Below are 10,010 nucleotides of genomic sequence, written 5' to 3' on the forward strand. Positions count from 1 at the left end.
AAGCCCATCATGACGAATACCGAATCCACCTTTTGCGCCCTTCATCACGTAGCCCATCATGGGGGAAACGCTATTTTTCGCGCCGGCGGGCTGGGCGTGCTGCTGTTGCTGGTCACAAGCCTGTTGTCTGGCTGCAACGACGCCAGTAATGAACCGGCGCCTGCACCGCCGCGTCCGGTTCGCACGGTCACCGTCGAACCGTCAGCCACCGGTGAAGTGCTGTCGCAGGTCGGGGAGATTCGCCCGGCGGAAGAGACCGCGCTGGGGTTTCGTCTGGATGGGCGGGTGGTGTCGCGCGCGGTAGATGTGGGGACGGTGGTAAAGGCAGGCGAGGTGATCGCCACGCTGGATACCCGCGACAGCGAAAACCAGTTGCAGAGCGCCAAAGCCGATCTGACCCGCGCAGCAGCCTCGGAACGGCTGGCGGAACAGAATCTTAACCGTATGAAGCAACTGGTGCCCAACGGTGCTATTGCCCGATCGCAGTTGGATGAGGCGCAGTCGAACTGGGCCTCGGCGGTATCCGTACGTGAAAGCGCCCAGGCCAGCGTCAAAAGCGCGCAGGATCGTTTGGAATATACCCGGTTGTCCGCGCCGGTCGCCGGCGTGATCACCGCGGTTAGCGCCAATCCCGGTCAAGTGGTGAATGCTGGTCAGGAAGTGGTACGGCTGGCGACGTTTGCCGGCCGCGACGCGGTGTTCAATGTTTCCGAACGTCTGATTACCAGCGGCCTGACGGATCCGCTGGTGACGGTTTCCCTGCTGTCCAACCCGGCTATCAAAACCCAGGGGCATGTGCGCGACGTCAGCCCGCTGGCCGATGCCGAAACCCGCACCTGGCGAGTACGCGTCTCGCTGATTGAACCGCCGAAAGAGATGGTGCTAGGCGCCACCGTACAGGGTGAGGTAACGCTGCCCGGTGGTACCGCCATTGCGCTGCCGGCGTCGGCGCTGACCCGTCAGGGCGATAACCCCGCGGTGTTTGTGGTCGACCCGCAGACGCAGACGCTGCGGCTGCAACCGATCACCCTGCGTCATTACAGCGATTCGCAAATCGTTGTCGCCGACGGTCTGTCCACCGGCGATAAGGTGGTCACCGCCGGCGTGAGTAAACTGCGGGCCGGCGAGAAGGTCACCCTGGCGGAGGCGCAATAATGTCATCCGGATTCAAGCAAAAGTGGAATCTTTCTGCCTGGGCGCTGGCTCATCAGCAACTGGTGGCCTTTTTTATGCTGGTGATCGTGGCGGCGGGCGTCATGAGTTACGAACGCCTGCCGCGCAACGAAGACCCGGCCTTTACCATCAAAACCGCGGTGGTGTCCGCCAGTTGGCCGGGCGCCACGGTGCAGGACACCGTCAGTTTCGTCACCGATGTGCTGGAAAAGAAACTGCAGGAAACCCCTTACCTTGATTTTATCGAGAGTTATAGCCGCCCCGGCGAAGCGGTGATTTTCGTCAACCTGCGCGACAGCACGCCGCCATCCGAGGTACCGGGCATTTGGTACACCGTCCGCAAAAAGATGAAGGACATTACCCCCAGTCTGCCCGACGGGGTGAGCGAACCGGCGGTTAACGACGAGTTCGACGATACCTTCGGCACGATTTATGGCTTTACCGCCGACGGCTACTCGCCGCGCGAGCTGCGCGACAAGGTGGATGATATCCGCACTGAACTGCTTGCCACGTCGGATGTCGGCAAAATTGATGTGCTGGGCGTGCAGGAAGAGCACATCGTGGTGGCGTTTTCCCCGCGACAACTGGCCGGCATGGGGCTGGACCTACAGCAGGTGACGGCGGCGTTACAGGCGCAAAACGCCGTCAGTCCGACCGGGACTATTCGCACGGCGAACGACAAGGTGGAACTGCGCGTCAGCGGCGCGTTTGTTTCCGAAGAGAGCCTGCGTCAGGTGACGCTGCGCATCGGCGGTCGCTTTATCCCGCTGACCGATATCGCCACGGTTCACCGTCAGGCGGCAGAGCCGCCGGCGCCGGCGTTTCGCGTCAATGGGCAGCCGGCCATCGGGCTGGCGATCTCCATGGCGCCGACCGGCAACATGCTGGATTTCGGTCAGGCGTTGCGCGGCAAAATAGCGACGATTAGCGCATCGCTGCCGCACGGCATTGAGGTCACCAACGTGGCGGACCAGTCATCGGTGGTGAAATCCTCGGTGAGCGGTTTTGTTAAGGTGCTGCTGGAAGCGGTAGTGATCGTGCTGGCGGTGTCGTTCGTCTCGCTGGGCAGCCGCGCCGGGCTGGTGGTGGCCGCATCGATTCCGATTGTGCTGGCGATGACGTTCACCGGCATGGAGATAGCCGGTATCGGCTTGCAGCGCATTTCGCTGGGCGCGTTGATTATCGCGCTTGGGCTACTGGTGGACGACGCCATGATCACGGTAGAGGCGATGGTGTCCAGCCTGGAGAAGGGCGAGGCCCGCGAGCAGGCCGCCACCCGCGCCTACGAAACCACCGCGTTTCCGATGCTGACCGGCACGCTGGTGATGATAGCGGGTTTCATTCCGGTCGGATTTGCCGCCTCCAGCGCCGGTGAGTACTGTTATTCGCTGTTTATTGTGGTGCTGATTTCGCTGCTCAGCTCCTGGGTGGTGGCGGTGCTGTTCTCGCCGCTGATTGGCGTCTGGCTGCTGCCGAAGACGATGAAGGCCCATGATCACAACGCCGGCCGCCTGTCGCGGGCCTATGACCGTCTGTTGTCGACGGCGCTGCGCTATCGCGGCCGCACGCTGTTGTTATCGGTGGCGCTGCTGGCGCTGGCGGTATGGGCTGCCGGTCGGCTGGAGGGCGAGTTTTTCCCGGCCTCGGACCGGCCGGAACTGCTGGTCAGCCTGACGCTGCCGCGTAATGCAACGCAAGAGGCCACCGAACGGGAAGTGGTGCGGCTGGAGCAGTCGCTGAAGAACGATCCGGACCTGGATCATTTCTCCACCTATGTCGGGTCCGGCGCGGTGCGGTTCTATTTACCGATGGATGTGCTGTTGCAGAATGAAAACATCGCGCAACTGGTGGTGGTGGCGAAAGGGCTAAAAGAACGGGATGCGCTGCGCGCCCGGCTGGAAAAACGCGTGCAGCAGGATTTCAGCCACCTGGTGACCCGCGTATCGCCGTTGGAACTGGGGCCGCCGGTCGGCTGGCCGCTTAAGTACCGGGTTACCGGGCCGGATATCGACAAGGTACGCGAGTACGCCACCGGGCTGGCGACGCTGATTGGCAACAATCCTGATGCGCGCGAGGTTAACCTCACCGCCGGTGAACCGGAACGCGCTATCCGCGTCGGCGTCAACCAGACCGAAGCGCGGGCGGTGGGCATCAGCTCGCAGGATGTCGCCAGCGCGCTGGCGACCATTTTCTCCGGCTCGGCCGTGACCAGCGTACGCGATCGCAACCGGATGGTGGCGGTGGTGGTACGCGCCCGGGATGAGGAGCGTCAGAATCTGGATACCGTCGCCAGCCTGCAACTGCGCGCCGCTAACGGCCAGCGGGTGCCGCTGGGGCAAATTGCTTCCGTCGGGTACGGCGTGGATGAGCCGATCATCTGGCGCCGGCAGCGTCTGCCCTTTATCACCGTGCAGACCGACCTGGCGCCGGGCGTGCGCGCCCAGACCTTATCGGCCACGCTGGCGCCGCAGGTGGCGGCCTATCAGGCGTCGTTGCCGACCGGTTACCACATCGAAGAGGGTGGGTCGGTGGCGGAGTCCAACAAAGGCAACAATTCGGTGTATCAGGTGCTGCCGGTGACGTTGCTGGTGATGCTGATTTTGCTGATGGTGCAGTTGCAGCGTTTCTCGCGCATGATGCTGGCGCTGCTGATGGCGCCGTTCGGGCTGATTGGCGTAGTGGCGGCGATGCTGCCGACCGGCACGCCGATGGGCTTCGTCGCTCTGCTGGGGGTGATCGCGCTGGCGGGGATGATCATCCGTAACGCGGTGATCCTGATTAGCGAAGTAGACACCAACACGGCCGCAGGCATGCCGATCAACGAGGCGATTATCCACGCCGCCCGTCATCGCTCCCGCCCGATTTTGCTGACCGCGCTGGCGGCGATTTTGGGGATGATCCCGATCGCTACCCAGGTATTCTGGGGGCCGATGGCCTACGCCATCATCGGTGGGTTGATCGTCGCTACGCTGCTGACGCTGACGGTGTTGCCAGCGGCGATCAGTCTGGTGATGCAGTGGGAAACGCGCGGAAAAACGCAGGGGTAACGCGGGTAAGGGGACGAATCATTCGAGCCGTTCCCCGGCATCCGTCACGATGCCGGGGGCGTAGGATCAGAAGGTAAAGCTCAGTTTGGCGGCGGCGCCGTAGGTGTGTTTGCTTTCGGTGCCGACCATGCCGGTCAGGTCAAGGTGTACGCCAAACGGCGACAGACCGAGACCGGCGGTAACCAGATTCTTGTCGCTGTCGCGCATATTGGCGCGGTAACCGACGCGCAACTGCGCCCAGGACAGCACGCGGTATTCCGCTCCCACCCCGGCGTACTGGTTTTTCTTCTCGGAATCAAAACCGCTGGCGGGCGTCAGGTCGATATCGGTGGCCAGCGTCAGTGCGTCCGTGCTCCAGGCGGTGCCCGCGGTGACCTGCGGCCGAAGGTGGAAGGTTCGCTGTATGCCCTGCACCTCTTTGGTGTCGATGCGGCGGCCAATCAGGTTCTGCGCCACCAGCCCGGCGCTCCAGCGCGAGGTCAGATCGGTACTGAAACCGAGATCCAGGTTGGCGCCGGAGCTGGATTTCTTGAATTCCGAATTGCGGAAATCAGAAGAACTGTAGTTATTGATCGACGCAATATAGTTATAGGTGTCGATCCGTTGCAGTTTGGGGGTGATACCCACGGAAAACGGCTGACCGGCGATGCTGAACGCTTTCGCCATCGCTACGCCGTATTCGGTCACCAGCGCGCCTGCGCCCTCGGCCCGGGAGGTGAAATTGTTCAGGTCGGCCGACGTCGGAATGGTGGTGCCCGCCGCCACGCTATCCAGATAAGCCAGATCGCGGTCGGTCACCACGGCTTTGGCATTCGCCACGCCCCAGCCTTTGACGACGACGGCGAAAGGCAACGTTTCGTTGGGAACCGCCACCACGGTAGCGGCGGCGGCATCGCCGTAAGCACGGTCATCATTGATGCTATTCAGATCGCTTCTCAGCGACTGGAAGGAGGAGATGCCCTGTTGCAGCGCCAACCGACGCAGCAGCGGATTGGTGATACCGCTGCTGGAATTCAGCACGTCTTTGATGCTATCCCAACTGTTTTTGATGCGGTCAAACTTATCTTCGACTTTTTCAGGGTCGGACACCACCACGCCTACCGACGGCAGGATTAAGCTGACGTTGTCGCTGGCTTGCGCTTTGGTCAGCAGCGCCGGGTTGGCCAGCGCGGCGGAGCCGTAGTGCGATGAAGCGACCCCGGTTCCGCCCATGGCATCGTTCCTGGCATCCGACCAGGTTCCGGCGGCAAAGGTTATGGCAGGAGAAAACAGACCCGCTACCGTCATGGCGCGGACGAGTGATTTTTTATGCATACGAGCATTCCTTTATCAACGAAGGTATTGAGGAAAAAATTCCTTTTTGCTGTGTGCTCGTAATTTTTTTATAGATATAAACGCGGTAACTAAAATAAATAAAACCAGAGGACACCCTTGTGCAGGCTGAGCAAAAACAGACCTTGGTTGAAAGGAATGAATATCTCGCGTCAAACTGAGACTGCTTTTCGGTGTGTCATTACGACAATAGTGGCACAGCCTAGCATTTTCATTTCCGGCGGCGATAGCCCTTTACCCGGTTTCCGGTGTGATGGGGTATAGTGATTAATTAATTGATTGAATTTATTGGGTTTATTGATTGAGCGAATAAAGGGGTTTAATTCATCTTATTTGAGGGAATGAAATTCTTGAATTGCTGAATAGCTTATGTCTATTTTTAAACCATAGTCCCCATCAGATAAAAAGAATATTCACTTTGCGGTAATCCGGATTCTTTCACTGCTTTTTCCACAATCGTATTCGGCGGCATTAAATCAACCGCTATTCCATCAGATTCTTTTATGCTGATACGGCTTGTCGATGCCTGATGCGGCCGAAGAGATTGACGCACGAAAGCGATTGCTTATTTAAGGGGGCCTCCTTACCCTGAAACGTACAGGCGCAATGCGATTCAGTGAGCGGCAAAGGGTAAGGTATGCGGACAATTGAAAAATTTCAGCGCGGTGACTTGCTGGTGGCAGCCTGCCCGTCACGCGAAGTGCTACAGCACATCACCAGCCGTTGGGGCATCCTGATTCTGATTGTGCTGGAATCGAAAACGCTCCGTTTCAGCGAACTGCGCCGCCTGATCAATGGCGTCAGCGAACGTATGCTGGCCCAGACATTGCAATCTCTGGAAGGCGACGGTCTGATCAACCGGGTGGCTTATGACGTGGTGCCGCCGCACGTGGAATACAGCCTGACCCCGCTGGGGAAAGAAGCCGCGGAGAAGGTGCGGGTGCTGGTGGACTGGATTGAAGAAAGCATGCCGCGCATCGCTGAACACTGGCGCGAGTCGGGGACGACGCGATCGCGGAAAACCTCTGCCTGAAATGTGGTGGGAATCATGCCGGATTTCCGCCTTCATTTAGCGATATTTTATGCGCGAGTGAATGATCACAGCCTAATGATTTCTACCGGTTTTATTGTTGATAAAACCAGAAAGCTGTGTTTAATTTTAAGTTAATGCTTTCGCATTTTTCTATTTTAGCGTTATCGATTTTTACACCAGGTTTGATTTTTTAAATTAATAACAGATTTTTGCCATGGATATCCTGCCGGTTGGCGCAGGGGGCGGCTGCCTGTTTCTCAAACCTGTCAATATCGGTGATGCTTATGGCTCAGCAACGAACTCTGTATAACGCGACCCGCATGGTGCTTGAGCGCCGTTTAATGTTTGATGCCGCCGCTGTTGCCACGGCGGATCAGGTCGCCAATGACCAGCCAGACGCCGCCAACCATGACGGTAGTGCCGATTCTACGGCGCAGGAACATACCAATACCGATTTAATTCAGGCTGTTAGCCAGATCGAGACGCCGCCCGCTCGCGTCGAGGTATTCTTTATTGACGGCGCGTTGCCAAATAAAGACGCGCTGGTCTCGCAATTACCAGCCAATGCGTCGGTTTATATTCTGGATAGTAATCAGGATGGGTTGAATCAAATTGCTGATATTCTTTCTAATTATAAAAATGTCGATGCGATTCATATTATTTCACACGGTGATAGTGGACAGATTGAATTAGGGAATAGCCTAGTCTCGGCGGAAAATATTGATAGCTACCAAACTATATTGGAGCAAATCAATTTATCTCTAAACAGCTCCGCCGATGTTTTAATTTATGGCTGTAATGTCGGGGATGAAGCCGGGCAACAGTTATTGAGCGCGCTGTCGTCATCGCTGGATTCGGACGTGGCGGCGTCATCCGATATTACCGGGGTTGATGGCGACTGGGTGCTGGAAAGCCATGTCGGCAGTATCGAAACCGAATCCATCAATCCGACAGGCTGGCATGCCAACCTGTTGTTGGGAATAAACACCGCGCCTACCGCCGTGGCCGATGTGGCGCTGGTGAGCCAAAATAGCTCGACCATCATTAATGTGACCGCGAACGACATCGATCTGGAAGGCGATGCCATCAAGGTAACCGGAGCCAGCGCGCTATTTGGCAAGGTCACGGTCAATGCCGACAGCACGCTGACCTATACCCCTAATGCCGGTTATTTCGGCGTCGACACCATCACGTATACCATTGCGGACAGTAAAGGACTGTCGGCGTTGCTGCCGGGTACGGTGGCGGTCACGGTCAATAGCTTGCCTACCTTGTCGTTACCAGTGCTGGTTAATCTGTTCAATGAAGATACGCCGATAGTCTTCGCCAATGTTCTGGGCACCAAAATCAGCATTGGCGACCTCGACGGCAGCATCGCCAGGATCTCATTGTCGGTGCCGCTGGGGTCGCTGACGCTATCCCAGACCGCCAATCTGTCGTTTAGCCAGGGCGACGGCATCAACGACAGCAACATCACCATGCAGGGTAATATTGCAGATATTAATGCCGCGCTGAATGGCCTGATCTATACCCCGGACGCGGACTATAACGGTCCGGTAACCATTACTATCGGGTTAACCGACACCTTGCTGGCGATACCGATTACCGCCACGTTGCCAATCGGCATTGCGCCGGTGGCGGATATTGTCAGTGATTCCGTCATCACCAATGTCAGCTCGCCGGTCAGCTTCAACGTGATGGCGAACGATACTTTTGAAAATATCAACGCGCGGGTGACGTCTTACAGCACGCCATCACACGGTACGGTGGTGATTGATAGCACCGGCAACGCGGTCTACACCCCCAATAGCGGTTATCTGGGTAATGATTCGTTTACCTATACCGTTACCAGTAATGGCACCACGGAAACCACCACCGTTACCATCCACATTAATACGCCGCCGGTCGCCAACCCGGACAGCGCTACCACGCCGGAAGATACATCGGTGACGGTGAACGTGCTGGCGAATGACACCGATGCTGATGGTAATACGTTGACCGTGACGTCGGCGACGGCCGGACACGGCACGGTGGTGATCAACGCCAACGGTACGCTGACCTACACGCCGGCGGCCAACTACAACGGCAGCGACACCATTACCTATAAGATCAGTGACGGATTGGGCGCCAGCGCGACGGGTACGGTAACGGTCACCATCACCCCGGTCAATGACGCGCCGGTGGCGGCCAACGACACCGCCACCACGCTGGAAGACACCCAGGTGACGGTGAATGTGCTGGCCAACGACAGCGATGTGGACGGCGACAGCCTGACGGTCACCGCCGCCAGCGCCGGCCACGGCACGGTGGTGATCAACGCCAACGGCACCCTGACCTATACCCCGGCGGCCAACTACAACGGCAGCGACACTATCAGCTATACCGTCAGCGACGGCCACGGCGGCACCGCCACGGCCACGGTGGCGGTGACCGTCACCCCGGTCAATGACGCGCCGGTGGCGGTGAACGACACCGCGACCACGGCGGAAGACACCCCGGTGACGGTGAATGTGCTGGCGAACGACAGCGATGTGGACGGCGACAGTCTGACGGTGACCTCCGCATCGGCTGGGCATGGTTCCGTCACCATTAACGCTGATGGCACGCTGACTTATATCCCCAATGTCAACTTTAACGGCACCGATACCGTGACTTATAGCGTCAGCGATGGTGCCGGCGGCGTGGCGACAGGAATGCTGACCGTGACGGTTACCGCTGTGAATGATACACCGGTTACCGGGGCGGATATGGCAGCCACCAGTCAAAATACCCCGGTGACGGTCAATGTGCTGTCCAACGACAGCGATGTGGACGGCGACAGCCTGACGGTCACTGCCGCCAGTGCCGGGCATGGCTCGGTGGTGATCAATGCTGACGGTACCCTGACCTATACGCCCAACACGAATTACAGTGGTAGCGATACGGTGACTTATACCGTCAGCGATGGTGCCGGCGGCACAGCGCAGGGGACGTTAACGGTGACAATCGCGCCGGTGAATAGTGCTCCTTCGGCAAACCCAGACAGCGCAAGTACATTGGAGGATACGCCGGTAACGGTGGATGTGTTGGCAAATGATACCAGTGCAAACGGCTCGCCCTTGACAATACAAGGGGCTGTTGCGGGGCATGGAACTGTAGTCATTAATTCGGACGGTACGCTGACCTACACGCCGAATGCCAATTTCAACGGCACCGATACGGTGACCTATACCGTCAGCAATAGTCAGGGAGGATTGGCTACGGGCACCCTGACCATTACCGTGACTGCAGTCAATGACGCCCCGGTGGCCGGCGCGGATACCGCTATCACAGCGGAAGACACCCCGGTCACCGTCGACGTGCTGGCGAATGACGTCGATGTGGACGGCAACCTGTTAACCGTCACTGCTGCTACCGCCGGCAACGGCACCGTGGTGATTAACGCT

5 protein-coding genes are annotated in these 10,010 nt (G+C 58.3%); 4 read left to right on the plus strand and 1 reads right to left on the minus strand.

Translation table 11 applies throughout. From position 1 onward, the window contains the following. The first annotated feature begins 9 nt into the window (after nucleotides 1–9). Together DDA898_RS04880 and DDA898_RS04885 are read left to right on the plus strand one after the other, a co-directional pair. Nucleotides 10–1,155: an efflux RND transporter periplasmic adaptor subunit gene (locus tag DDA898_RS04880; RefSeq protein ID WP_081639217.1), complete on the plus strand. Its 1,146-nt coding sequence runs from the start codon at nucleotides 10–12 to the stop codon at nucleotides 1,153–1,155. Beyond that, on the plus strand, nucleotides 1,155–4,220 hold the full coding sequence (locus DDA898_RS04885; RefSeq protein WP_038910405.1) for an efflux RND transporter permease subunit: 3,066 nt from the start codon (nucleotides 1,155–1,157) through the stop codon (nucleotides 4,218–4,220). Before DDA898_RS04880 ends, DDA898_RS04885 begins: the two co-directional genes overlap by 1 nt. 66 nt (nucleotides 4,221–4,286) lie before the next feature. Here the strand turns inward: DDA898_RS04885 and DDA898_RS04890 are convergent, their stop codons facing one another. Continuing rightward, nucleotides 4,287–5,534 (minus strand): conjugal transfer protein TraF, encoded by a 1,248-nt coding sequence (locus DDA898_RS04890; RefSeq protein WP_038910407.1) that lies wholly within the window; start codon nucleotides 5,532–5,534, stop codon nucleotides 4,287–4,289. 655 nt (nucleotides 5,535–6,189) lie between these two features. Between DDA898_RS04890 and DDA898_RS04895 the strand changes: the two genes are divergently transcribed. After that, nucleotides 6,190–6,585, plus strand: a complete 396-nt coding sequence (locus DDA898_RS04895) for a winged helix-turn-helix transcriptional regulator (RefSeq protein WP_013316671.1) — start codon at nucleotides 6,190–6,192, stop codon at nucleotides 6,583–6,585. Between the two features lie 284 nt (nucleotides 6,586–6,869). Continuing rightward, a partial coding sequence (locus DDA898_RS04900) for an Ig-like domain-containing protein (RefSeq protein WP_161624722.1) occupies nucleotides 6,870–10,010 on the plus strand: 3,141 nt, incomplete at its 3' end.

It is taken from the genome of Dickeya dadantii NCPPB 898 (assembly GCF_000406145.1).
GTDB lineage: Bacteria > Pseudomonadota > Gammaproteobacteria > Enterobacterales > Enterobacteriaceae > Dickeya > Dickeya dadantii.